Below are 24,420 nucleotides of genomic sequence, written 5' to 3' on the forward strand. Positions count from 1 at the left end.
ATCTCATGTAAGGTGGGGAAAACATGGAGTTCATCGTTAATCACAAACAATTTACTCAAGCACTTTCAGAAGTTAACAAAGCGATATCAACAAAATCTTTAATTCCTATATTATCTGGTATAAAAATAACTGCAGATCAATCTGGAATTACTTTAATTGCAAGTAACTCGAATATTTTTATCGAAAAATTCATTCCTGTTTCAATTGAAGACGAAAAGATTGCAACTATTTTAAAGGCAGGAACTATTGTTGTACCTGCAAAGTATTTCATTGAAATAATAAAGAAAATGCCAAGTGATATAGCAATAAAAAGTAAGAATGAGCAATTAATTACGATACAATCAGAAGAAATCACATTAAGTTTAAATGGATTTCCTGCAGATGAGTTTCCGAATGTACCGCTTATAGACAATCATGCAGAAATCAAAGTAGAGACAGAGCAATTGATTGAAGTATTTAAACAAACAGTCTTTGCGGTAGCGAAAAATGAATCTAGACCTGTTCTTACTGGGGTGCATATAGAGTTATCTAATAATAAGTTAATTTGTGCTGCAACTGACTCACATAGACTAGCGATACGTGAAACGCTACTTTCCTCAGATGTAAAAGCAAATTGTATTGTACCGAGCGCAACCATTAGTGAACTTCTAAAATTAATGAACAGCAATTCGGAATTCGTATATATCTACCTTTCAGAGAGTCATATTATATTTACGTTTGGAACAACTACATTATATTCAAGACTAATTGAAGGGAAATATCCTAATATTTCTAACCTTATTCCGAACGACTTTAAAACGATTATTAACATAGATAGAAAAAAGATATTACAAGGTGTAGACCGATCAAGTTTATTAGCAAGTGAATGGGCCAATAACAATGTTAACTTAGAAATCATAAACGAATCTACAATTAAAATTTCTTCAAACGCTTCTCAAATTGGGCAAATATCCGAAACGCAACAAATAGATGCGATTCAAGGTGAAAAACAATTAAATATATCTTTCGATGGGCGTTTTATGGTTGATGCTTTAAGAGCAATAAAAGAAGAAACGATTACTTTAAGCTTTGGCGGTTCTATGAGACCGATATTGATTGAAGCAGGAGAGCAATCTGCAGCAGTACATCTTATATCACCAGTAAGAGCTTATTAGGGATAGAGGAAGGGATTACATTAGGTACAAGCAGACTTTTGTTTTATGAAATCATAAATTAATACATTATAAGAATGATGTATTAGTATAGCAAACAGTTTACTAAATCCTACATAATATAATTCAATCATAGACAAAGCAGCAATGGAAATCTGAAATACAAAGCAAAATAATAATAACCTAAATATAAAAGCCATAGATTAATCGATATGGGGTGAGTACGATGAAGAAAGTAATTGTTTTACTCATTGGTATAGTTTTAATTATTTTTGCTTTTTATCAATACAATAAAAAAGACTATGCAGCTAAAAGTACTAACTTGTATGTAGAAGACTTTAAAGGGGCAAATGATTCAATAAAAATACAATCTGCTATTAATAAAGCAGCGTCTAGTAAAATAAAAACCGTATTGCTTGATGATAAAAAGTATAAAATCACGTCACCAATCACTGTTAAAAAAGGTGTAAAATTATTATTTGGTTATGGATCACAATTTGTGGTTGAGGGAAACTTTAGAGTTCTAGAACTAGAGAAAAACGCATCCATTGAAGGAGCGTATATAGCTATTGACGATCCTAAATTTAACTCTGAAGTTATTTATTTAGACGGTAAAAATAAATATTATAACACTTGGAACAAAACACAAATAAAAGATATAAATATTATTAATTGGACGGAAACGAATAAAGGTACCGGAATTTCTTTATACTCTGCTGGAAAAGAAAATGAAATTTCGTTTGTTAACTTCGAAAACATTAAAATTGTAGGAATGGAAACCGGACTAAAATTAGTAGCAAAAAAACCGAGCACCGGACAAGCTTGGATAAATGCCAATCGTTTTATGAACTTTTCTTTAGAAGACTGTGTAAATATGATTTATATGGATAGTCAAGTAACTACGCCAAATGAAATTAGTGGGAATCAATTTACAAATCTTCAAATACAGCCTTCAAATAAAACAAAAAGCATTATACAGGTAAGTGGTCAGCATAATGAATTTCATGGGATGGTGTGGGATTTAAATAAAATAAAACATGAAAACGAACTCATTGAACTGACTGATAAGAGTATGAATACAGTGGTTGAAATGTCCAGTGTACCAGCAAATAGAGTTTTAGATAGTGGGAAATCCAATATTGTGAAATAAGTTTAAATACAGAAAAAAGAGCGAATTCTTTATAAGAGGATTCGCTCTTTTTATATTTTAAAATTAAATTTCCTTCCACCAAGTGGATGAAGGATAATTTGTAGATTTTAACGTAATAGATTCACCAATTTGAGGCGTTGTAATTTTAACTCCTAAACGGTTAGCTTCTTTCGTAACACGTTCTATCGGGTCACTCCATTCGTGTAATGCTAACGTAAAGGCACCCCAATGAATCGGAAGAAGTAATTCTCCTTTAACATCAATATGAGCTTGTATCGTTTCTTCAGGCAACATATGAATAGCAGACCACCTCGGATCATATTGCCCGCATTCCATTAATGTAAGATCGAATGGACCGTATTTCTCACCAATTTCCTTAAAGTGAGGGGCATAACCGCTATCACCACTAAAGAAAATTTTAGTCTCTTGACCAAGAATAAGCCATGAACACCATAATGAACGATCTCTATCTGTCATACCACGTCCCGAGAAATGCCTTGCAGGCGCACATACTAACTTAATATTATCAAACGTAATTTCGTCCCACCAATTATGTTCACTAATTTTACTAGGCGAAACACCCCATTTAATAAGATATTGTGCAACTCCAGTTGGAACATAAAAGTGCTTTGCGCGATCTTTTAACTGCATAATACTTTTGTAATTCAAATGATCATAGTGATTATGAGAAATGATAATCGCATCAATTTCTTGAAGGTCATCACGTTCTAAAGAAAAAGCACCACTATAGCGTTTACTATTAAACAAAGGGAATGGGGAAGAGGCATCTCCAAACATAGGGTCTAATAATAGTTTTTTACCTTCTATTTTCAAAAGAGAAGCAGAATGGCCAAACCATGTAACACTCTCTAACGATTCATTATCTTTATTTGATAAAACGATAGGCAAATCCTTTATAGGACGCAGCTTTGATTTTATTTTAAAGTAATCCGTCATTAAACTTATAATATCTTTCGATTTAAAACTCATATCAGTATGAATTTGATTTGTATATTTCTTATTCATTCGTTCTCCTTTTTACGATTAACAATTTACGTATGTTGTTTTTGTAGCTATTTGTAGTTTAAACTATATTATTTTACCTTTCATCTAAAATGCCTTGTATTTCATAAATCCGTCAAATTCATTATTTGTATCTATAAAGTACAAATCGCACAGCAGCAGCTAAGACAAATATTAAGTACATGTAAATTGTTTTTATTTAGTAAATTCCTTCTTATACGCAACAAAGAACATATGTTCCGTTGTATGTTATAGAAGAAAATATGTCTCTAATAAAAGAAAGGAAGGAGAGGATGTAAGTGCACATAGAACGAAAAAAGAAATCAAAATGTAAACTATCAAAATCTGAAATCATGCATTTGTATACTGAAGGGAAGAGCACCTCAGAAATCGCTATGCTTGCTAATGTATCTGCAAGGTATATTCGTATGGTTCTAACAGACAACAACGTTCCAAGGCGAGCTATAGGGAGCTGGAAGAGAAAGTATGACATAAAAGAAGATTATTTTAAAACTTGGTCAAATAATATGGCTTATATATTAGGGTTTATAGCAGCAGACGGTGCTATACCAAAAGAAAATCAATGTGTCAGTATATCACAAAAAGAAAGTTATATTTTAGAAGATATAAAATAAGAACTAAACACCAACCAGCCACTATATCGAAATAAAAAAACAGGCGTATATATGCTAAACATTAATAGCAAAACAATAAAAGACGACCTTATGAACATACATGGAATTATGCCATGTAAATCATTTAACATCGAATTTCCTTTTGTACCAGAAGAATATTTGCATCATTTTGTTCGTGGATATTTTGATGGGGATGGTTACGTCAAGTATGAAACTTATACAGTAAGCTTTGTAGGAGGATCATATAACTTTATGAATTCTTTAAATCAGGTACTACAAAATCAAAATTTACCAGCCGATTTACTAAATCAAAATAAACATTATCGCGTCATTTTAACCGGAAGAAAACCAATACAACTATTTTCAAAGTGGATTTATAAAGACAAAGATATTTATCTGCATAGAAAATATGAAGAATTTCAGAAAGAAAGTCTAAGTCTAGATCAATTAAAAGATCGAAAGCTAAAAAGAACTCAAGCTGCTGTTAAGCAGAGAAAACAAAATTTCCTTAAGGAATATATGAAAAATAAATGTATCGCTAAAACTTGTTCCATTTTAGAAATAAAGGAGCCAACTTTTAAAAGTTGGCTAAAAAATGATAATCAATTTAAAAAAGACTATGAAAGAATTCATTCATTATAAAAACGCAAGAAACCTTAGTATATCTATGCTAAGGTTTTTAATTTTGGATTATTAGAGGACACTCATTTTCGTTTATAGAACTTAATAAATACATAGATTTTACAATGAATTTATTAGTAAGGAAGGGAATATGAAATGCTCACTAATAATAGTCCGGAGAATATATTACATACGGCTTATGAAACTAAAATGATTTCATCTGGAGATAATTCGCCATCTATAAAAATAAAAGGAACGAAACTTCAATATTTACTTGTATTGGTTCATCTTGGTTTTGAGTCAAATGCTATAAAAATGATGCTAAATTGGACAAATGATGAATTTGAAAAGCACGTTAATTCATTAGAAGTAGAGGGGCTATTGAAACAAACAGGAGGGAGGTACTATCCAACGTGCATGGTGATAACAGCTTGTGAAGGAAAAAAACTTTATAACCTTTGTGAACCTCTAATTAAACCAACACTTAAGATCATTGAAAATCATTCAAATCAAATTGAATTTATTTCAAAAAGAATCGACACGTTTAATCATTTATCTAAAGAATCGTATAGTTTTTTACTGTATAGTGGTGTGTTATTAGATTTTGGACAAATAAATTACATTGAAGAAAACTATTTAAAAAAGAAACGACCTTTAAGAAATAAGAAACGATATTATTATGCTATTCAAGAACAAGAACTAGCAGATATAGAGGCTTTCGGGATGTATGGTAATACGTATTTAGATTTAGGAGAAGTTCAAATTGGTCTTTATGGAAATTCTCGATATTCAACATTAAATTTAATAACAGCAAATAACGAAACATTTGAAGAATATTTTCAAAACACTAATACTGATATTAATTATAAGAAAAAGCAATTAGTAAAAGGTTACGTAGCAGCAGATAGACAAATAGATTTACATTTAAATGTAGTTTATGAAAAATTAGGTTTATATCAAAATTCACAACCTATCATCCCGATGTTTAAAAAAGCAGACGTATCTAGGCTTAACGACATTGCAAACACAATCAGTAAAGATTTAGTCTTATTATTTAAAGAAAACGATAAGCCTTTAAAAGAATACTTTGCGAGCAGCAGATACTCACAAGAAATAACTTATGAAGAGTTTTTTATCTGGTGGTATCACTTTTTCTATACAAAAGTAACTGAAGAATTAATAAAACAAGGTGTAATTATAACAAGCGCACAAGAAAATCAAACGTACATAATCCATTAATAACTTTAAATTAAAGTGCTAATATACTTTTACAAATGTAGCAGCTAAATGGATAAATAATTATTAGTAAATAGAGGATAATCTGAAATTAAAATCTAACATATGAAGAAAATGAAATATTTAAAGGGGAGTAGAGCCGTGCAAAAGAAATTTATCAATCCGGAAACGATGTCACCAACTTTTGGATACTCGCATGTAGTCGAAGTTAGTAACGCTAAACGAACAATTTACATATCTGGACAAGTAGCGATCAATACCGATGGTCAAATAGTTGGTGTTGGCGATATAGCTATACAAACGCGACAAGTATTCGAAAACATTAAAAGTGCATTAGATACTTTGGAATTACAATTTAATGATGTAGTAAAATTAACATTTTTCTTAACAGATATTTCTCAAATGGCCACTGTTAGAGATATACGAGATCAATACATTGATACTAAAAATCCACCAGCAAGTTCAGCTGTAGAAGTTAGAAAGTTAATTAACGATAACTTTTTAATTGAAATCGAAGCAATTGCTGTAGCAAACTAATTTTAAAAACTTATTATGAATCATATCCATGCAATTCGTTTAATGCGTTCATTTAAAACGAATTGCATTTTTTATTGTCTTAAATATAATTTATATCTGGAGACATTATCATCAACAACTCATAAAACAAAAACAAATAAGCACACAATCGATTACACAGAATGAATCCGATGAAAAGGGGAGCGTAACAATCTGCACTAACATATAATAAGTTTATTACTTTTATCCAGTTAACATAATATATATTATAGGCAGTTGCAGAAACAAAGCAATATCAGATATCAAAACCCAAGTAAACTATACTTAATGAGACGAAATAGGGATTTTTAGTGAGATTCACATGAAATCTTATCTAAACAAATTTCTTCAGTTTTTATCGTTTTTATTTGTTATAAATTCATCACAGCAAATCTTAATCAATAATCGCTTAAGATTTAACGAATTAAAAACATTTTTGATTGGCAATAAATTTTTATACAGAAAAATTATTTCTATACAAAATATAAATTAGTAATTTTATTTTATGTTTTACTTAATGAATTTATTGCTATTTGCACATGTTTTACAACTTTACATTATTTGTTGTTATTTCTGTTATTTAGACTTGACTTTCATTACACTCATTGTTTTTTATTCTAGTTAACATAACGCTTATTTTTAACATAAAAAAACCCTCCTCACCTTCAGGAAGATTTTTTGTTTGCTATTATTTTATTTATATCTTCTAGTAACAATCCCAATTGTAAATGACATTGGAAAAATCTAGATTTAACAAATCTTCCTTACATATAAAGAAATTAGCAACCCCAGAATCGCCCCACATAATATTTAATGAATCGTCTGTATCGATTTGCAGCAATAATATGTCATGTTGCTGGTATTTTTCTTCCCATTCTCTTGGATCTGTCTGTGTGAAAAATGGATAACCACCAATTTTATGTCCTTGATCCTTACATAAATCATCATACAGTTCGCCTAATTCTGTATTATTTTCTTCATCAACAATTTCTTCCCAATCAATGTTATCACTAAAAATCATTTCAAATCGATAATCTCTTGGTGTTACTGGTTGATATGCCAACTCAAACTTTAGTTTTGCTGCTTTGGGTATGATAAAATTCTCTAAATCTAAAGTGTTTAAATAACTAAAATCAGTAATCACCTTAGTTAAATCCGCTGTGATTGTAGAATGATAAACAATTCGAAAGTCTTTTTGGACTGTTGGATGATCAAAATCTGCTCCAAAAAGATCTTCTTCAGCACTTATGAAAAACTGTAACATTCCATGTTGAGGCATATATTCAACATGCGGAATTTCTTCAAAGTTTAACTGCGCAAGTAACATCATAGGTTGTCCGTTTGAGTCTTTAGGATGCTCTTGATCTATAGGTAAATACGGATATCCACCAAACTTACTTTCAAAAAGCGTTGTCTCTGCTTGCGTTCCAGACACTTTAACATACGGTTTCACACTTTCTTCTAAAATACTACGATACTGTTCTAGTTCTTTCGGAATTTGAAGTTGATACGTATTCTTCACTACATTTGCCTCCCTTTAGTAATGAATTGAAAATGCCTAACTTAATTATATAGCAAGCGATAGCTTAATTGAAAATCGTTAAAAATCCATTTTCACCCTCATTTTTTGCGCGCTTGGTGGACAAAGTAGATTATGTTCTAAAACCTTTTTATTAATAGTTCGAATTAAGTCCGCTGCTTCTGCAGTATTTGTATTTTCTTTTAGTTTTTCTTTTAAATCATCAATTTCTTTTGAAAGCTCAATCCACCTAGGTAAAACATGATTATTTGCTAAAGTTCTATAAAGTTGCTTTTCAGGATTGTAAGAAAGATCTTTATCAAGATTAAGAGGTTTCCCTTTACCAGGTAAATTATCAAAAGCTCCTTTCTGTTCTGCTTGTTTAACGATAGAACTAATATGATCCTCATACGTATAAGACCAAACTTTCTCATCTTTTACTAAAATCTCTTGTTTTTTTAGTTTTTTATCTAGTTCTTCTTGATTCATAGATTCTCTCTCCTTTTTATTTTCTAATGTCGTTTTTGTAAATTCTAATGCCCTTAATCCATCGAATAGCTTTTCTCGCCACCATACGCTATCATGTCCGCCTTGAAACTCTTCGTAAGTGGTTTGGTGTTTCTTTTCTTCTAAAGCTTTATATAGCCGTCTATTAGCCGTTAAAAGAGGTTCGTTTTCGAGTTCACCTACTGCTATGTAAGAATGTAGATGAGTCGCATTAGAATTTATTGATGAAATTTGATTTTCAATCCAAGGACTTGTATTTTCATAATTATCCTTTTTCCAATGTACGGATCCAGACATTGACAACACATTTCCGAAAATATGTGGATTTTGAAGTGCTGCATAAAAAGCTGCTAAGCCACCAAGACTGAAACCAGCAATTGTTGTATGATTCTTTTCTTGATAAACGTGATACTTAGCTTGAATCCACGGAAGTAATTCCTTCGTTAAAAATGCATTCATTTTATCGTTATAAGTTAGCTCTTCTAATCGATCGACAGGATCTATAGCAACAGCAATACACGATGGGATTTCTTTTTCGTAAATTAAATAATTAAGTGTTTTTGTGATTGAAAGGTCATTAATGAATGAATTCCCATCAAATACAATGAGAAGTTCTTGAAGATGTAAAGCGTGAGAATAATCATGAGGCGTATAAATATGAATTTTGCGTGTGTTATTTAAAATCGAACTATAAAAAGAATATGTTTCAATCTTTCCGGATGGATAATCATTTGAAGGAAAACGACTGCTATATTGCACCTCCATTCCTATGTTTAACACAGACGCTTTATTGGTACCTTCTCCAAATGTATTTCGATTAAATTGGTCTATTTCGTACTGTTCACTACGCTTTATCCAATCATTTTCGAAAACATCGTTTACTGAAAAATAGTACGTTGAAATAAAACTCTTATCCGTCCTAAACGTTACATACCAAATTTCTGTCTGTAACAATCGTTGTAATTGATTTACAGACAAATCCCAACCAGGAAAACTACCGAATACATAAACGTTTTCAGTGTTTTGATCCCCTAACCATATATACGTTATAAGCTTATACTGATTATCTGCAGGGCATTGTTCTATTAGTGGCGTGTGATTTGACTTTATTTCATGCAAAAAAGTATAAAGAGCTTTTTCGTTTCCATTCTTTAATTGATTTTTAAGCTTCTCTAACTTAGGACTGATTATTGTAGTCACCTCTCTTCCTCCTTTGTAGTATTCTATATGTAGTTTTTTTCATTAGAATCCCTATATAAAAGTAGTCGTAAGTTATTTGTTTAGCGAAGTTATTTATTAGAAAAATAATCAATTGCCTGAATAGAAAGTTCTAATGATTTTATTCTTCTTTCTAAAAGCGTTCTTTGAGGACTCCCAAGCTTTGACTTAACGTAAATCTTTTCAATTGATGGAAGCAAACCAATTAGAACATTACGAGCTTCTGCTAAATCTTCCTGAGTATAATGATGAGTTTCTTGCTTCCAAACACTTTCTAACATAGCTAAGCCGATACTAGCTGCTTTGAGTCTTTTTTTCACTAAAGTAGTATTTGATCCTTTTTGAGTCATCTGTGATAAGGCATTTTCAAGTTTACTAATTGTTGACTGTAAAGATTTTATTGATTCTACTTTATCTATATTTGATACGTTTTTCATGTTAATGTTATCCCTTCTACGTTGCTAACTTGTTTTGTTTAATGTTTAATGAAATCCTTAAAAGCTTGATTTCACTCGAAATATTTTAACATAAATAACTAACTGTATTCGAGTTGGACAATAACTTAAAGTAAAACAGCTATTCCTCTCTCCTCCCCTGTATCATTCTATTATATTTACTTCTTTCTTCTCATTAGAATTCCTATATAAACTAGTTGTTAATATTGAATGTTTTATGAACAAAAAAACGTACAAGTAATGTAACCTGTACGTTTTCGCTTTTATTCAATAAGGTAATAAAGTAATAGCTTCCTGGTCTTCTCATAACTTATGAAATCTCTATACAAAATGGGATAATTCACAATTTCTGTTTCTAGAAAACGATATTGCGGAAACCACTCGAAAAACGATTTTCTTAACCACTTTATTTGTTGAAACGTAATGTTCTGTTCGTTTCCATTTAGTACAGAATTTAAAGTAGCTGCTGTATGCATCCAATAATGATTAAAATCAGAGTTTATACAGTCATCTTCGGTAAATTTACTTTTTAAGTCTCGCTGCAATTTTGCTGTAGCACGATAAGGAAACGGTTTATGAAGTGGACTATGCATTTTTTGCAATTCCTTAAAAATAATTCGTTTTCCTAACTTCAACTTTCCACCCCTTTATTTATCTATCCAATTTAATAAGTTTTCATAATGATATTGAGCATCGATATACCCAAGATTATATAGATTAACGAGCTTTTCCTTATTTCTTTCTATTCCGCTTATAGGAAGCTGTACACTTGGTTGAATTACATAAAAATTATCTTTTTGTTCTTCTCGATTCATATAAGATATCGTCTCATTATAAAAACGATAATGGTCTACTAAATTCTCTGCGATTTTCGGATATTTTCTATATAAAATTTTAGCCAGGCCTGAAAATTTATTTCGCTGCTTCTCATATCCTTCTGGCTTTGTCATAATGACAACGTTCTTTTCATAACCATCCTTTTGGGCTTTCAAAACTGGTATAGGGTCTATAATCCCTCCATCTAATAATTTTCGATTATTATATTCTACAGCAGGTGCTATAAACGGTACAGAGCTTGAGGCGCGAATGATTTTTAAAATATCATTTCCATGTTCTGCTTTATTATAATAAATGGCTTGTCCTGATTCGCAATCAGTCGTCCCTATGACAAACTGTTCATTACATTTTAAGAAAGTTTGAAAATCAAATGGTACAATTTTATTAGGTACTTCATCAAATAAAAAATCCATTCCGAATAATTCACGTTTTCGAATTAAGTTTCGATAAGATATATACCTGTAATCTGATACTAGCTCTGTATTTACTTTCTTATTTCTACCTTTTTGACGTGACAAATAGGTTGCTCCCATACAGGCTCCAGCTGATACGCCGACTACATACGGAAAGAATAAGTTCTTTTCCATGAAATATTCGAGTACACCTGCAGTATATAATCCTTTCATTCCTCCGCCCTCTAATACTAAACCAATATTCTTCATGTTATATCCCTCTGCTTCTTTTTTCTTAATTTCATATTAGCATAAGATTTTAAGATGAGGTTATATAAACTAATTACAACAATAACCAGAAACTACTAAAGTAATGTCATAATATCTTTGTGAGTAACATGTTACAATATAAGTAATTCATTCCACATATATTAAAGGAGGAATTTAATATGGGTTTATTTAGCGGTATTTTAGGAAATGCATCAAATACGAGTTCTGAAAGTGTAGAACGTGATTTAGAGAAGATTATGCTAGATGATGAAAAAGTAGAGCATGCTTATAAATTAATTCGTGATCTAATCGTATTTACAAATCGTCGTCTTATTTTAGTAGATAAACAAGGAGTAACTGGCAAAAAAACAGAATACCATTCTATTCCTTATAAAAATATTACACAATATAGCATCGAAACGGCTGGGCATTTTGATTTAGATGCAGAACTTAAAATTTGGGTGTCTAGTATGGAGGATCCAATTACGAAAGAATTTAAAGGTGACGATAGTATTTTAAGCATTCAAAAAGCGTTAGTAACCTTTACGACAAAGTAGTGGTTTTTGTATTTTTATTCATTTTTTAAAATTACTAACCCGAGTATTTTGGAAGAACATACATTGTTTTTGTATATTTAATCTAAAATAACATAAAAAGGTAAAGCGTATTTTATATGCTTTACCTTTCTTTTTTGTAATAAATAAGTGTAGTTTCATCATTTAATTTCTTTATAACTTCTGTTCTTTTATACTCCATCTTTTCATACAAAAAACAATTTTTCTCTTCTTCTAAAATAGTAGCAAGTTCCCAGCTCGTTGCTTCAGGAAACATTTCCTCAATTAATGTAAGTACCTTTTGGGCAATTCCTTTTCCTTGATAACTCGGGTGAATAAACATTGGACTGATCCAAAATTTAGAGGGTGTTTCTTTTTGTGAAATGCATATCGCTCCAACAAGATTCATTGCCACTATTATTTTATAGAAGCCACCGTCTACATGATTTATTCTACAAATAGTTTTTTCGATAGTTTCATTTGCTGGATTTGTTTCATAGTCTTTATATTTATGTAATAAAGGGCTAAATGAGTCTATTGGCATTTGAAATATAACTTCTGCATCACTTTCTGTCGCCTTCTCTAATGTAATCTCCATGTTACCAATTAAGTCGCTTTCTTAACGAGGTAATATGAGCAGTATGATGACGACCATGCCATGCGTATAGTCCTATTGCAACAGCAAGTTTTGTTTCACCAGTTTCAGGATGGTTAAATGTCTTTTCTAAATCTTCAATTTCTAGAGAATATAAAAGGTTAACCCATCTTTTATGTAATGAATCTAGCATTACTAGTGAAACATCTACCGGTAATTTTGAATCGGGTAACTCTGCCCACTTCTCTTCTTTATACGGCTTAATAGTGGGATTCTTTTCTGTCAGTGCTAATTTAAAGCGTATGTAGCTATTCATATGACTATCAACGACGTGATGAACTACTTGACGTACAGTCCAACCTCCAACGCGATATGGTGTATCTAACTGCTTCTGATCTAAATCTTTAATTGCCTTTGTTAGTTCATTTGGTAAATCTTCAATTTCTTGAATCCATGTATCAATCATTTCTTCAGTTATAGGACGTTTGTATGTAAATTGGCCAATTGGATAACGTAAATCATTCATGAATAAGTCCTCCTTATTATAAGCGTGAAGTATTTCTCCAAATATAGTGTACAAACTTCACATGTTCTCCATTTAATTCTACAGAAGTTGTATCTGATTCGTTTTGATAAGAAGAAAATCCGCTTTTTTCTAGTACAATTTGTGATGCGAGATTATTAGTAGTTGTTTTAGCATGAACTTCAGTAATTTCATTATTTTTCGCTACATCTAAAATTAATTTTACGGCTGCTGTAGCAACTCCTTTTTTAGTAAATTTTTCTCCGACCCGATACCCTAGCGAACTAATTTGAGTTTCCGTATCTATATCTACTAAATTAATTCGCCCTACAATTTCTTTTTCTTCATTACGAATTAAATAAAAATAAGAATCTCCATCTGCTTGTTCTATTAATAAATCGTCTAGTAGTTTTTGGAAATATTCAAATTCAAAATATTTTGAGCCACGATTTGGCACCATTGTTTCAAAAAAAGATTTATTCGTAAGTTCAAACGTAAATAAATCCTTAGCATCTTGTTTCTTTAGTTGCTCTATGTATATTTCCATCCCGTATTCTCCTTCTAGATTTACTAACTGTTATACATTCTTTTTTAATCAATTATATTCCTGCTATTACTTTCGATTAAGTAATACAGATAGTAGCACTTTCGGATGAAAAAGATGAAATGGACTACGAATTAAATTCATCACTCGTACTAACCGAATATAAACATCAGAATTACTTGCGGATAGTCGATATATTTGTTTCGTATACCATAGCTGAAATTTTTGTTTTGTAGTTAATTCTCTCTTTAGTTGCGGATGACGTGATATTTCCGTTGTTGTCATATCCCATGGGGTTTCTATTATATTAGCTGCCTTTTTATAAAATTGTTGTGTAAATGTTTTATCAAGTTGTTTTCTACCTTGCAGAAGTAATTGCAACTGGTGAGCCTCCATAGCAGCAACTGATACGCCTTGGCCGAAAACGGGATCAAAACGACATTGCGCATCTCCAACAACTAATAAGCCTTCTGGTACATTATTCACTAAATCAAATCGCCGGCGTACTTGATAGGGAATTTTGTATGTCTTTATATCAGTAATTCCCTCAGCCTTGTTTAGGAAGTCTGTAACATTAGAAATTGATAGGTTTTCAGCAAAATCATAAAACTCATCATCTGTTTGTGGTGCTTTCTCGTTTGCGTATCCACTGAAAGTAACAAAATAACGATTATCTTCTATCGTTTGAATAAGAACGCCATAAGGGTTATCAGGGAAACTCGGAGACATTAGCACATTGCAACAGTCTAATTTCTCATTTTCTTTAAGTTTGAACATTTTCGTTGCGTAAAATAAATCAATACGAACTTTCTCTTCTTGTACTTCAATTTCGTATTCTCGTAACCACTCTATACTTTTTGAGCCAAATCCACTCGCATCAACTACAAGGTCTGCATGAACTTCTTCTTGTATGTCTGTCTCTAAATATTTAACTTTTACTCCACACACTTTGTTAAGCTTTTCATCTACCAATAATCCTTTAACCAATGTTTCATATTTAATAGTAATATTTGAAATCTGATGTATTCGTTTTTGAATATGCCATTCTAGTAAAGGACGACTTTGTTGAATCATATGTACTTCCCCTATGAACGGTTGTTTCCATAGACCGAATTGATGCCATTTCAAATCACGTGTAAAGTTGTTTATAATACTACCCGCTTCTATTAATTCATTCGTAATAGTAGGAAACAATTCTTCAATTGCTTTTTCTCCACCTTTTAATAACACGTGAGGATGATTACTTTGTGGAACTCTTTTTCTTGAAGCTTTTCCATCCCATTTTTCACCGACTTCTAAAATGATTACTTCTTTAAAAAAAGTTGATAATGCTTTTGCTGCAAACTTTCCTGCCATACTTCCACCAATAACGATAGCCTTATTAAACATATTTTCCCCCTTAATAAAAAGAGATCCTGCCTTGTATGAATGAAACAGGATCTTAAACTAATTAACTTCTTTATCATTATACTTAAAATACATCAGTAAATTGCAACGTTAAAATTAAAATACCTAATCCCCATACGTAATACGCGAATACTTTTAAGGAGTGACGTTTTAAATATTGAATCATCCATGAAACGGCTATGTATCCAAAAAACGCTGCTGATAACGTTCCGACAATTAAAGATGTACTAGAAATAGATTCTGCTTTCCCTTGAAAAACGTCTGCAAATTGCAAAATGATAGCTCCAACAATAGCTGGTGTCGACAGTAAAAAAGAAAAGTAAGCAGCAGTTTCACGGTCTAATTTTCTCCATAATGCAGCGACAATTGTCATTCCAGAACGGGAAATGGCTGGAAAAATAGCAGCAGCTTGAAATGAACCGATAATTAATGCGTCTTTATATGTTATGTCATCCATTTTTTTACGACCATTCTTTTGTTTATCTGCCATGTAGAGAAAGAATCCGGTCACTAAAAACTCCCAACCGATCGTGATTCCTGTTTTTGAAATATCTTCAAAGAAGTCTTTAAACAATAAACCAATAACAACTGCAGGTATCGTCCCAACAATAAGTAATAACATGAGCTTTGAAAATGGGTTTTTAATTAAATATATAAATTCTTTTTTGTAATAAATAAACACTGCAAGTAAAGTCCCAATATGCAACATCGTATCTAAAAATAAGCCTGCTTCATCTAATTGAAATAAATGCCTTCCTAAATAAAGATGTCCGGTACTACTGATTGGTAAAAATTCTGTTAAACCTTGAATTATACCTAATATGAAAGCTTCTAACCAATTCATGATGGTCTCCTTTCTCTTTTGCTTGTACCAATATATGAGGGTTAAATTTTCGATATGAAAAAAACTATATTTCTCTATGAATTTACTTTTAGTTTATGGATATATATGTAAAGAGAATTAAGGAGGGTTATTATGTGGAAGCACACAAAATTCGGTAATGTATTACTTTGGATGGGCCCTATCCTTGTATTTTTAGGAATATGTATGACAAATGTTATTTCAGATATTCCTTTCTTTGAGGGAAACCATAAAACGCTTGGTATTGTACTTATATTTATAGGGATATTCTGTTTTATTGTGGCTAATCATTTGAAAAAAGGAGAAAGATATGAAGAATAAATCTAAATAAAAAACAATCCTGGCATATTAGCTAGGATTGTTTTTTATTAATGTTGATTATTTGTAGAATACTTTATCAACGTTATATTTCGCTTTGTATTCATTAATGATATATGTTTCGTAAATTTCTCTTTCTGTTGGATCTTCTACGATACATGCATCAATGCGGTATACTTCATCACGGTGATTTTTAATTGGTGAAACATTATCTTCAAAATGCTTCTTAATACGTTGTCTAATTTTACGAGCTTTACCTACGAAAAGTAGTTCGTCATTAATATTGTAAAACATAAAAATGCCGCCTTTATCTCTAGGGAACAAGTGGAAATCGATAAATCCATTAATTGGAGTAATGATTGGCTCGTCTCCTTTAATAACTTGTTTACGTTCAGTAATTGTAACATCAACTTCAGGGATACTAATTTTAATCAAGTTCATTCACGTCCTCTTTTATTATAAAGATAAATAATAGCATACATATGTAAGAAAAGCTACGTTCATAGGTATATTTCATTTTATAATTCAAATATTATAGGTGTATCATGTAAACTCTTCTTCCAAATCATATGATCACTTGATTCTCCCCAATAATCTTTCAGTACATAACTAGGCTCTCCAAACTTCTTTGTCCATATACTTTGCGCTTTTCTGTATCCACTATCTAAACAGAATTCTGTTATTCCTCTGCTAAGTAACGTAAGAAACATTGTATGTAGCAGTAAACTCCCGATACCCTTTCTTTGATACTCTGGAAGTATAAATACAGTTCCTATTTCATACAAATCCTTAAGTACACCACCTGTACAACTATTAATCAATGTACTTGCTGGACCAACTTCAATTGTTCCAATGATTTTATTGTTATTTGTATCAATTGCTAATAAAAAGTAACGTTTTTCTCCATTACTATCAAAATCTGTTTTCAAATATTGCTTTTTCATGTTAATTTCATTTTCTATGTCATCCAATAGTTGTGATAATCCTTCATTTTTGTATGTATTCGTAATAACGATACGGAAAAATAAATATAGTTCATCTACATCATTCAAATTCGGTCTTCTAACTGCAACGTTAGTCATGAATACATTCTCCAATCTTCATTATGCCATTGTCAATACAACACTTTACATAATCTATTCATCATTATTCTGCAAAAACCTGCATAAATCCAGCAATATAGAAAGCTCAGTATAAATATTAATAAAATAATTTTCATGTCCATAGTTGTATGAACAGTAGGACCAAGTACCGGAAAACTGAAAACATCGAGAACGATCATAATACCTATAAGTAGACACGTTGCTGAAAAAGAAACTATCCAAATTCTCCTCTTAAATTTTAAAAAGGCTAGTCCTAAGGCTAGACCTAATAAGCCTGTAGTAAAAGGAAAGATAATTAGTTCACTTGGCTCAATAATAAATAATAGAAAAATAGTAAGAATATAAGAAAGTATTCCCTCACGAATAGAATAGAAAATAGCAAAAAAAATCGGTAATGTCGAAAATGGACTAATGAGCAAACCTATACCAGGAACTAAGTTACCCGCTGCTTGAAACATGGTGGCTAATGCACTCATCAAAGCTGTAAGTACTAACTTATTCGCAAGGGACAATTTTCTTTTATGAACAAAGCTTATATCATGCTCTATCATCAGTTGATACCAATAACGTACAAACCGATTCATTAAAATCCCCCTAAAGACACCTCATTCATTACTTTCTATATTATTCATACACATACGGTTTATGAGTTACTTTCTGCAAGTTAATAGATGCTCATAAATTGAAGATTTTTAGGGGGATAAGTTAAGTCGTGCGTTTTGGGAACAGAATGAATTCCTTATATTATATTTTTAGACTGATAATTTGTATCGTATTAAGGGATAATTTCAAAAATGGTACCTTTATTAAAATCAGTTACTTTCATAGAACCGTAAACTCCTAAATATAATTTAGTTTGATTCAAATTTGTTCCTAAACTCATATAATAAGCTGCTTGCGTACCAAAATCATAATTGGTTTCAATAGCATGAAAGTCAGCATGTTTACCGTCTGTACCTGCTCTAGTATAGACTAAAACACCTTTAACTGGCGGTCGAGAATCTTCTTTCTTAGCAAGGTCAGTAAACACTACGCTACCTGTTAAATTTGGAATTGCATTTCCCATATATGGCTGAACTCCTGTAAGGGAAGTTCCTCCAAACTTATCTGTTCTAGAATCTTTATGAAAATAACTAAGTAGAGGCAGAATACGCCTCGCTGAAGTTTGTATTGTTTCATCATAATAAGTCATTGTTCTTTCATCCAAAGTCTGATTTTCGGAACAATGCCGTATAAAAGAAGTAGGTAAATCCCCTTCCCATCCTCTCCAACCAAAATTGATAAACCCATCTTGATTGGGAGTGAGCCTCATAAAATGCATTTGAACAAGTTCTGTAACCGGTATAGGTTTATATTGAACAAATGAAAAAATAGACTCTACAATATCTTGTCCGACATTTCCGGCGTATTTGATATATTGATTATAAAACCTTTGAAATGAAATGCCGGTTATATTACGTACTCCTTTTGCAATTACTGTAAGTGTTTCTTGTATAGATAAAGGAAGTTCATTAAAGCGTGTAACTACAGGAGGGTTATTTATAAATGTATTTTTACTTACATCGATTTCAATTATTTTTCCTGCTATTTCTAAATCATCTTGGCTTAAGTTAAATGGATCATAACCTGATCCGCCATCTCCATTTGTAAAAACAAGTTTTCCAGTCTCAGGTGAAAAGTTTAAACTATTGACTCCGTTATGATTAAAAAATGGTCTTCTTACATTCAGTAATGTTCGTCGCTTTTGAGCTTGACCATTAGGTTGTAAAGTCCATTCTTCCACAGTATCAATGTGATCATATTGCGTATTTCTATTAACCCACTTTAAATTTAACGTTTTAGGGTCACAAGGATTCGGTTTAAATTGTTCAGAAAGTGCACCTGGCCCTTGAGTTCCGGCTACTGAATAATGTAGATAAAATAACCTATTTTGATAAAATTGTGGATGGAACGCAAGTCCCAGCAATCCGCGTTCATCATAACCGCTACTAGAAACACCTTCTTCAAATGTACCTAATTTAATAATTAGGTAACGAATATCTAAAAATATCTTTATAACTCCATTCCCTATGTAAAAAATCTCTCCTAATTGGGTTGCGATAAATAGTCTTTCGGTCGATCCGCCTGGAAGTATTGTTGTTTTCAATACGGTTGGTAAATTTATATTATGAACAATGGGTCGTAAACTAACTTTAACTTTCGTCAATTAACTGTACACCCCTTTTTCTTCTTTTTATAGAAGAATATGATTAGAGTAGTTCTGTTAGTATCAAATAAGTCGTATTCCTTTTTATTACAATTTTGTATATAATATAATTATAAATAATATGGGGGACGAACTATGATAATCGTACTACAAATCATCTTACCACTAATTTTCGCAGTCTATTTATTTACCCTCTATCATAACGGGACGTATGGATCAGCTTCATTCATTTTAGCAGTCATGATAGGAATTTTCGGTTTAGAGAATATTTTTCAATATGCTAGTCTAACAGATCATGCTATTTATCCATATTGGGGAAGTTTGAAGGCTGTTGTTATCGTTTTATCAGTCGTATTTCTATTTAAAAAAGGTGGTTTAACAGGAAAATATTGATTTGTAATGCGTTACATATTTTCTTGTTAAATTGCTTTTATTTTATAAAAGAAGAAATATTTATGTGAAAACAAGAAGGGATGTATTTCAATAATCTCTATCATAATATGGATTGTGTTAATTACAGAACTTATAAAACCTTCAAAAGAACAGAATGGACGAAAAATAGTAACTTTAGTAACTGCTGGTTCCGTATCAACACTTATTTTGACGGTTTCATTTATTCAAAATATGCCGTTTTGGAATTGATAGTGATATTCATAACAAAAATATGTATAAATAAAAAGATTAGGATTCACTCCTAATCTTTTTATATTTTGAGGTAGCACCATATGCCCAGCAAGCTAAGGTCTTGAAGTAGCCCCTAAACAAAATTTTAAATTTTTCTAAAGTTATTTATGTGAATTCAAATCGTTTTCAGGAACATATGTGGTCCTTTTACAATTTGAATTTCTTTTTAAGTTTCTTATATTTTCTGTACGAACGTCTAACAATGTTTAACATAAAATACGGTATTTTAACGGGGAAAGGCAATTTATAAATGAAAGGAAAATAAAAGGTGAAATATGCCTTTTCTAGGTCTCTCCACTTACTATCTTCTTTTGTTTTTAAGAAATCAGATACATCGACTACATATCCCCTTCCTTTTTCCATCATCACATTTTTCCCGTGAACATCACAAGGAGTTAACCCTTGTTCCCTCGCATACTCTAAAGCCTCATTAATATCAAGTATTACTTGCTTAGGAATTTTAATACCCTTATGAATAGCATCGTATAAGGTAATTTCTTTTAAACGTTTCAATACTATGAAATTTTCCCCTTTATATATAAGCTTTGAATAAGAAGGATGATCTCCAATTCTTCGGTATACTTCTGACTCTTTTTTAATTCCTTCTCCTTCTCGCACGTAAACTTTCACTACCCAATCTTTGTATTCTTTGTGCATGAATACTGCGGCATAATTACCTGTTCCTAAACACTTCCAAAGTCTAGGAATATCTTTAACTACTACAGGCTCGAATTCATCCTCACTTCTTATACTTACCTCTTTTAATAATTCGTCATTTATCAATCCTACAAAACTATTTATACTCATCATTCCCACTCCGGTTTTGCTAAAAGGGGGCCCACCCACATTTTAACGAAAATATACACTAAGCGAATTTTAGCATAAAACGAGTCATCTTTCTTCCTAAAATAAAAAGCTAACTCATTTTATTTAAACTGTTGAATACTTAATATTTATTCCGTTATTCATAGCCAAAAACCGTACGATATAAAAATATTTCTAACTATTTTCATTTTTTCAGAGGCAAGTGTATAGGGCTTTTCTTAGTGCAAGTTCTGTTCGTTCATTACCCATGCCAAATCTATAAAACATTGTTTAGAAGTGTAGCAAGGGTTTGTTAATGGTTCAATTCTTCTTCCGCAACTATTTTTGTTAGCAAAAACTTTTATTGTTTTAATAGTCTTTTGTTTAATTCCCACAATGCTGTTTTGTTGCTATCCCATTTCAAAAGCGTTACTGCTTCCTCAAAGCATAACCATTTATAATTAAAGTGTTCTTTAGATAATGATATGTTTTTTGTAGGGACTTTAACTCCAAAAGAAAATTCTTTTATTACATAAACCTCTTCTCCCCAAAGGAATCCTCCAACTACATCTTCTACTGATAGTGAAGACACAGAATCTAATTGTATATATGGACATTCTCTTGTAATAGCAGCCTCTTCAAATGCTTCCCGTTTTGCTGATTCAATAGGAACCTCACCGTCTTCTCCGCCACCAGCTATTCCTTGCCAATAACCATAATCACTTCGGTTAAAAATGGCATATTGAATAGAATCGGCAGTTTTTATATAAGGAAATATCAATACTTGATATGGCGCTCTCATTACTTAACCTCCTCTCGAAAATAAGTTTTAAATCAATATGAATAAAGAGCCGACATCACAATTCTACATTATTAATGCAGGTTTATAATGTCGGCCCTCTATTTTTAAATAATTTTATTTTTCATAAACAGGCTTACTCTTAACAGAGGAAAAACTACTTATTCTCTGTCGAATTTGTTTAGCATGGTTTTTCATAAATGTTAGCAGTACTCCATATTATTCAATTGCGCCAGCAACGTCATAATCATTTAAATCTAATTCAATCGGTTGTCCGAGCGCTAGTTTAGCAAGTTCCGCTCCTAAGTATGGACCAGCTGTTAAACCCGAAGCCCCTAATCCATTCGCAACGAGAATTCCTTCAAAGTTAGGTAGCGGTCCGATAACAGGTAAGAATCCTGGTGTAAATGGTCTGAATCCAACTCTCGTTTCAAGCATTGTAGCATTTTCTAAGCCAGGCGCAACTGTTAATGCCTTATGAAACACTTCATGTAAACCACCTGCTGTTACACGATGATCGAAACCAGTATCATTCTCATGTGTTGCACCAATTACGACATGCCCATTGTCAAACGTTAAAATATATTGATCGTTCGGTGGCATAACAACTGGCATATTTTCTGTTGCTGTATTTTCAATTTGCAGATGAACAATTTGTCCTTTTTGGAATGTAACTAAGAAATTAATTCCTAATGGGTTCAAGATTTCATTCGCCCATGCGCCTGCAGTTACAATAACCTTTTCTGCTAAAATTGTTTCATCGTTTACTGTAACTCCAGTAATATGATTTCCTTCACGGACTAATATGGCATCGCCTTTTATAAAAGTTGCACCATGTTTTTTCGCAGCACTTATTAATGCATTGCGTAATAATCTTCCATTCACTCGTGCAGCACCACTAATATGAACAGAACTATATTCGTCTGATAATGCTGGGAATAATTTTTTTGTTTCTTCAGCTGATAAGCGAGTTATTTCACCAATCTCTGGGGCATCTTCACGTCGTTTATAAGCTCGCTCTTCCATTTGATCTAACTTTTTCTCGTCAGTATGTAAACTAATTGCACCTACACGATTATATCCTGTGTCAGTTTCACCGTCTTCTTCTAATTGCTGAATTAACGAAGAATAGTAACGTGCACCGCCTTTAACGATTTTATACCATGCTTTATTACGACGCTGTGATAGCCATGGACATACAATACCTGCTCCTGCATCAGTTGCTTGCCCTAATTGTTGGCGATCCACGATAGTAACATTCGCACCTGCCTTAGCAAGATGATAAGCAGTAGACGCTCCTAAAATTCCAGATCCAACTACAATATACGATTTCATTTCAAACACCTTTTCTCTTTTGCTAATTATATAAATATAAGAACATTCCTTAGTATAATGGAAGGAATGCTTTTTTCAATGTACTCATCACAATTAATTGTTGCAGCATTGTGACTTTCTTAATCATTATTTTTTCTTCTTACGGAATAATTCAATTGTTTTATAGCCTTGTGAAAGGATTTCTATCATTTTCTCTAGACGTTTTTCACGTGTTTTTTCTTGTTTTACAGAAAAAAGATTACGTGCCCAATCTTTCTGATATCCAGGCGTTAAACTTTGATAAAACTTAAGTTCATTCGGGTGATTTGTTAATAATGCTTCAACATCTTTAATTCGATCTGCATAATCGGCAACACATTGACTCATAGCAGATGTTTTCGTTGTTTTTTTCTTTTCACGTTTTAAACCTACAACAGTAAAGACTTCATCCATACTTACCATTCGTGCAAATTTAATATCGCTTTCTCCCACATAACCATCTTCTCCAACGTTTAATGCCGGAAACATCTCATCACGGTGAATAAACGTACTATAACGAGCATTACCTTTTTTCGGATATGCGAAGAATACGTAACCTTTTTCAATTAGTAATTCTTCATTACTTATAATAAAATTCGTTTGTTTCACCATTTCATCAAGCGTTTCTACAAATATAAAGATAGCATCGTGTTCTTTTGAGAATGCAGTTTCTTTACCTGTAAAAATGTCATAATCACTTGGTTCGTTAATAACGACCATATTTGTATACTTATTAAGTTTCAATTTATCAATAACTGACATAATAATCTTCCTTTACATTCAAAATTCATTGTACATACTTTTTCGTACTGTTCTAGTGTATTATATGTATTAAGAAAATCAAACTTTAAATCGTATTATTCTGCTGCAAAAGAACATAATTCTTTACTAGATGGGGTGGTTTTATGCCATATGTAATCCGAGATGAAGGGCTAGTTTTACAAGGGGATGATGGAAAAGAACCAATTTTTCATACATATGAAGAAGCTGAGGAAACATTAAAAACATTAACTATACCGCAGTTTCCGAAACATATTAGAAGAAAACCATTTACACCAAAAATAATAAAGATAGCCGCTTCTGAATAAGAACTGGCTAT

28 protein-coding genes and 1 pseudogene are annotated in these 24,420 nt (G+C 31.7%); 10 read left to right on the plus strand and 19 right to left on the minus strand.

All coding sequences use genetic code 11. The features are described 5' to 3' along the window. Positions 1 to 23 precede the first annotated feature (23 nt). On the plus strand, positions 24 to 1,154 hold the full coding sequence (dnaN, locus tag QCI81_RS00465; protein WP_071732165.1) for a DNA polymerase III subunit beta: 1,131 nt from the start codon (positions 24 to 26) through the stop codon (positions 1,152 to 1,154). A 223-nt stretch (positions 1,155 to 1,377) separates the two neighbouring features. Next, the gene (locus QCI81_RS00470; protein WP_053564299.1) at positions 1,378 to 2,301 is read left to right on the plus strand and encodes a hypothetical protein; all 924 of its coding nucleotides are present in this window, start codon (positions 1,378 to 1,380) and stop codon (positions 2,299 to 2,301) included. Between the two features lie 63 nt (positions 2,302 to 2,364). On the opposite strand, the gene QCI81_RS00475 is transcribed toward QCI81_RS00470, so the two are convergent. Then, on the minus strand, positions 2,365 to 3,327 hold the full coding sequence (locus tag QCI81_RS00475; RefSeq protein WP_071732164.1) for an MBL fold metallo-hydrolase: 963 nt from the start codon (positions 3,325 to 3,327) through the stop codon (positions 2,365 to 2,367). Positions 3,328 to 3,623: 296 nt separating this feature from the next. Here QCI81_RS00475 and QCI81_RS00480 point away from each other — a divergent pair. The 3 genes and pseudogenes from QCI81_RS00480 (at position 3,624) to QCI81_RS00490 (ending at position 6,353) form a co-directional block, all read left to right on the plus strand. Continuing rightward, positions 3,624 to 4,601: pseudogene (locus QCI81_RS00480) on the plus strand (LAGLIDADG family homing endonuclease). A gap of 135 nt (positions 4,602 to 4,736) precedes the next feature. After that, positions 4,737 to 5,819, plus strand: coding sequence for a hypothetical protein (locus QCI81_RS00485; RefSeq protein WP_071732163.1), 1,083 nt, complete (start codon positions 4,737 to 4,739; stop codon positions 5,817 to 5,819). A gap of 138 nt (positions 5,820 to 5,957) precedes the next feature. Beyond that, positions 5,958 to 6,353 carry a RidA family protein gene (locus tag QCI81_RS00490; protein WP_050843840.1) on the plus strand — a complete coding sequence of 132 codons (396 nt, stop codon included), beginning with the start codon at positions 5,958 to 5,960 and terminating at the stop codon, positions 6,351 to 6,353. 724 nt (positions 6,354 to 7,077) lie between these two features. Here the strand turns inward: QCI81_RS00490 and QCI81_RS00495 are convergent. The 5 genes from QCI81_RS00495 to QCI81_RS00515 all read right to left on the minus strand — a co-directional run bounded on the left by QCI81_RS00495 (position 7,078) and on the right by QCI81_RS00515 (position 11,569). Next, positions 7,078 to 7,893: a YwqG family protein gene (locus QCI81_RS00495; RefSeq protein WP_071732162.1), complete on the minus strand. Its 816-nt coding sequence runs from the start codon at positions 7,891 to 7,893 to the stop codon at positions 7,078 to 7,080. 78 nt (positions 7,894 to 7,971) lie between these two features. Next, positions 7,972 to 9,597: a DnaJ family domain-containing protein gene (locus tag QCI81_RS00500; RefSeq protein WP_146632318.1), complete on the minus strand. Its 1,626-nt coding sequence runs from the start codon at positions 9,595 to 9,597 to the stop codon at positions 7,972 to 7,974. Between the two features lie 89 nt (positions 9,598 to 9,686). Beyond that, positions 9,687 to 10,052, minus strand: coding sequence for a hypothetical protein (locus QCI81_RS00505; RefSeq protein WP_000800305.1), 366 nt, complete (start codon positions 10,050 to 10,052; stop codon positions 9,687 to 9,689). A gap of 281 nt (positions 10,053 to 10,333) precedes the next feature. After that, positions 10,334 to 10,705: a YxiJ-like family protein gene (locus tag QCI81_RS00510; protein WP_071732161.1), complete on the minus strand. Its 372-nt coding sequence runs from the start codon at positions 10,703 to 10,705 to the stop codon at positions 10,334 to 10,336. A gap of 12 nt (positions 10,706 to 10,717) precedes the next feature. Beyond that, positions 10,718 to 11,569 (minus strand): patatin-like phospholipase family protein, encoded by an 852-nt coding sequence (locus QCI81_RS00515; protein ID WP_000789276.1) that lies wholly within the window; start codon positions 11,567 to 11,569, stop codon positions 10,718 to 10,720. Between the two features lie 179 nt (positions 11,570 to 11,748). Between QCI81_RS00515 and QCI81_RS00520 the strand changes: the two genes are divergently transcribed. Then, positions 11,749 to 12,126 carry a PH domain-containing protein gene (locus QCI81_RS00520; RefSeq protein WP_071732160.1) on the plus strand — a complete coding sequence of 126 codons (378 nt, stop codon included), beginning with the start codon at positions 11,749 to 11,751 and terminating at the stop codon, positions 12,124 to 12,126. Between the two features lie 121 nt (positions 12,127 to 12,247). On the opposite strand, the gene QCI81_RS00525 is transcribed toward QCI81_RS00520, so the two are convergent. The 5 genes from QCI81_RS00525 to QCI81_RS00545 all read right to left on the minus strand — a co-directional run bounded on the left by QCI81_RS00525 (position 12,248) and on the right by QCI81_RS00545 (position 16,036). Next, entirely contained in the window at positions 12,248 to 12,721 is a 474-nt protein-coding gene (locus tag QCI81_RS00525) for a GNAT family N-acetyltransferase (RefSeq protein WP_353810589.1), read from the minus strand. Position 12,722: 1 nt separating this feature from the next. Then, positions 12,723 to 13,244, minus strand: coding sequence for a YfiT family bacillithiol transferase (locus QCI81_RS00530; RefSeq protein WP_000999070.1), 522 nt, complete (start codon positions 13,242 to 13,244; stop codon positions 12,723 to 12,725). 16 nt (positions 13,245 to 13,260) lie between these two features. After that, positions 13,261 to 13,788: a GNAT family N-acetyltransferase gene (locus tag QCI81_RS00535; protein ID WP_000409236.1), complete on the minus strand. Its 528-nt coding sequence runs from the start codon at positions 13,786 to 13,788 to the stop codon at positions 13,261 to 13,263. A gap of 66 nt (positions 13,789 to 13,854) precedes the next feature. Further along, complete coding sequence (locus QCI81_RS00540; protein WP_000482039.1) at positions 13,855 to 15,174, minus strand: FAD-dependent monooxygenase; 1,320 nt, start codon at positions 15,172 to 15,174, stop codon at positions 13,855 to 13,857. A gap of 82 nt (positions 15,175 to 15,256) precedes the next feature. Then, positions 15,257 to 16,036 (minus strand): undecaprenyl-diphosphate phosphatase, encoded by a 780-nt coding sequence (locus tag QCI81_RS00545; protein ID WP_053564291.1) that lies wholly within the window; start codon positions 16,034 to 16,036, stop codon positions 15,257 to 15,259. A 132-nt stretch (positions 16,037 to 16,168) separates the two neighbouring features. Between QCI81_RS00545 and QCI81_RS00550 the strand changes: the two genes are divergently transcribed. After that, on the plus strand, positions 16,169 to 16,375 hold the full coding sequence (locus tag QCI81_RS00550; protein WP_071732159.1) for a hypothetical protein: 207 nt from the start codon (positions 16,169 to 16,171) through the stop codon (positions 16,373 to 16,375). A 57-nt stretch (positions 16,376 to 16,432) separates the two neighbouring features. Here the strand turns inward: QCI81_RS00550 and QCI81_RS00555 are convergent, their stop codons facing one another. From QCI81_RS00555 to QCI81_RS00570, 4 genes are all read right to left on the minus strand, one after another. Beyond that, positions 16,433 to 16,813, minus strand: a complete 381-nt coding sequence (locus QCI81_RS00555; RefSeq protein ID WP_001048947.1) for a nucleotide excision repair endonuclease — start codon at positions 16,811 to 16,813, stop codon at positions 16,433 to 16,435. A 77-nt stretch (positions 16,814 to 16,890) separates the two neighbouring features. Next, the gene (locus QCI81_RS00560; protein ID WP_000185959.1) at positions 16,891 to 17,454 is read right to left on the minus strand and encodes a GNAT family N-acetyltransferase; all 564 of its coding nucleotides are present in this window, start codon (positions 17,452 to 17,454) and stop codon (positions 16,891 to 16,893) included. A gap of 32 nt (positions 17,455 to 17,486) precedes the next feature. Then, positions 17,487 to 18,059: a hypothetical protein gene (locus QCI81_RS00565; protein ID WP_071732158.1), complete on the minus strand. Its 573-nt coding sequence runs from the start codon at positions 18,057 to 18,059 to the stop codon at positions 17,487 to 17,489. 191 nt (positions 18,060 to 18,250) lie between these two features. Next, complete coding sequence (locus tag QCI81_RS00570; protein WP_071732157.1) at positions 18,251 to 19,681, minus strand: PQQ-dependent sugar dehydrogenase; 1,431 nt, start codon at positions 19,679 to 19,681, stop codon at positions 18,251 to 18,253. 135 nt (positions 19,682 to 19,816) lie between these two features. Here QCI81_RS00570 and QCI81_RS00575 point away from each other — a divergent pair, with 135 nt between their 5' ends. Next, positions 19,817 to 20,074 carry a hypothetical protein gene (locus QCI81_RS00575; protein WP_000587696.1) on the plus strand — a complete coding sequence of 86 codons (258 nt, stop codon included), beginning with the start codon at positions 19,817 to 19,819 and terminating at the stop codon, positions 20,072 to 20,074. Positions 20,075 to 20,188: 114 nt separating this feature from the next. Continuing rightward, entirely contained in the window at positions 20,189 to 20,323 is a 135-nt protein-coding gene (locus QCI81_RS00580; RefSeq protein ID WP_353810590.1) for a hypothetical protein, read from the plus strand. A 189-nt stretch (positions 20,324 to 20,512) separates the two neighbouring features. Here QCI81_RS00580 and QCI81_RS00585 read toward each other — a convergent pair whose 3' ends face one another. From QCI81_RS00585 to QCI81_RS00600, 4 genes are all read right to left on the minus strand, one after another. Then, positions 20,513 to 21,172, minus strand: coding sequence for a protein kinase family protein (locus QCI81_RS00585; protein WP_071732156.1), 660 nt, complete (start codon positions 21,170 to 21,172; stop codon positions 20,513 to 20,515). Positions 21,173 to 21,530: 358 nt separating this feature from the next. After that, entirely contained in the window at positions 21,531 to 21,971 is a 441-nt protein-coding gene (locus QCI81_RS00590; RefSeq protein ID WP_071732155.1) for an NUDIX hydrolase, read from the minus strand. 216 nt (positions 21,972 to 22,187) lie between these two features. Further along, positions 22,188 to 23,303, minus strand: coding sequence for an NAD(P)/FAD-dependent oxidoreductase (locus QCI81_RS00595; protein WP_048538316.1), 1,116 nt, complete (start codon positions 23,301 to 23,303; stop codon positions 22,188 to 22,190). Positions 23,304 to 23,429: 126 nt separating this feature from the next. Next, the gene (locus QCI81_RS00600; RefSeq protein ID WP_000110846.1) at positions 23,430 to 24,083 is read right to left on the minus strand and encodes a YdeI/OmpD-associated family protein; all 654 of its coding nucleotides are present in this window, start codon (positions 24,081 to 24,083) and stop codon (positions 23,430 to 23,432) included. 143 nt (positions 24,084 to 24,226) lie between these two features. Here QCI81_RS00600 and QCI81_RS00605 point away from each other — a divergent pair, with 143 nt between their 5' ends. Next, a complete protein-coding gene (locus tag QCI81_RS00605; RefSeq protein ID WP_001147158.1) occupies positions 24,227 to 24,409 on the plus strand; it encodes a hypothetical protein in 183 nt (60 codons plus the stop codon). Positions 24,410 to 24,420: the final 11 nt, after the last annotated feature.

This window comes from Bacillus cereus group sp. MG20 (genome assembly GCF_040459885.1).
Lineage (GTDB): Bacteria > Bacillota > Bacilli > Bacillales > Bacillaceae_G > Bacillus_A > Bacillus_A cereus.